Genomic DNA, 1,166 nt, shown 5'->3' with positions numbered 1-1,166 from the left:
GCGGATCAATTAAAAGCGCTCAGTCTGCCTGAAGACAGTGAAGTTGAGTTATGGTCTCCAGTGGGCTGCCCGATATGTGGTGGTAGTGGTTACCAAGGACGTATTGCCCTGTTTGAGACATTCTGGGTCGATGATGAAGTCGAAGCGTTAATTACAGAAAATGTAGACGAACTCACTTTACGTAAACGGGCTAAGCACTTCACCAGTCTTGCTGAAGATGGCAAAGAAAAAGTATTGGCAGGCCTAACCACATTTGATGAAATGCGTCGTCTGGGCTTGCTTACCCTCTTTTCTGAAGAGGATGCCGCATGAGAATAGGAGTCAAACCTCATGCGTTATGAATATCATGGCTTGACCAGTTCGGGTGATAGCAAGCATGGCTTTATTCAGGCGGCAGACCAAAACGCTGTCGTCAGTAAGCTCCAGAAGAAAGGCATTTTTGCCACGCAAATTCGGGTGGCTGCCGATGATAGTCAGGCTGTTTCTATTCAAGGCCTTAATCAAGTCTGGGATCAGGTACTTACCTATATTCCGGTAAAAACCTCTCAGAAGGTATTTTTCTTCAGGCAAATGGCATTAATGTTTCGCTCAGGACTCTCTGTGACGGAAGCATTAACTATTCTCAGCCATATCCAACGTGGCAAATTACGTCAGATTGTGAATGCGCTTAATGACGATATCAGTTCGGGTAAATCATTTTCACAGGCACTGGAACAATTTGAATCTATTTTTGGGCCAATGGCTTTGCATATGATTCGTAGTGCTGAAAATAGTGGTGAGCTGGAACCCGCCCTACTGCGTATTGCAGATTTTATGGAGCGCAAACACGAAATTAAAACACAGTTAATTTCTACCATGACCTACCCGATTGTGGTCTTGTTGATGACTATCGGTGTGTTCATTTTTATGATGATGACGGTTATTCCTAAGTTTGCTGGTTTTTTTGAACGCAGTGGCAGAACCCCGCCGCCGGAAATGCTTCAGTTGATGGGCATTGCCAACTTTCTTACCACACAATGGTATGTGTTACTGGTTGTTTTTATTGTGGTTATTGGTGGCATTATTTATACCTACTCCACTCGTGAAGGTCGCCTTTACATTGATATCTTTTTATTAAAAATCCCCTTGATTGGCTCAATGATATCGGCGAGTGCCATGTCTCAGAT

1 protein-coding gene and 1 pseudogene are annotated in these 1,166 nt (G+C 43.8%); both read left to right on the top strand.

The features are described 5' to 3' along the window. Window positions 1–312: pseudogene (locus B4K20_RS00215) on the top strand (hypothetical protein); the annotation flags it as partial. A gap of 18 nt (window positions 313–330) precedes the next feature. Beyond that, the coding region (locus B4K20_RS00210; RefSeq protein WP_289281429.1) for a type II secretion system F family protein at window positions 331–1,166 on the top strand (836 nt) is incomplete at its 3' end.

Origin of the sequence: Methylophaga sp. UBA5088 (assembly GCF_002414625.1) — a bacterium.
Classification (GTDB): Bacteria; Pseudomonadota; Gammaproteobacteria; order Nitrosococcales; family Methylophagaceae; genus Methylophaga; species Methylophaga marina.
Note: the sequence above shows the minus strand (reverse complement) of the source record. Positions and strands in the feature narration are given on the sequence as shown.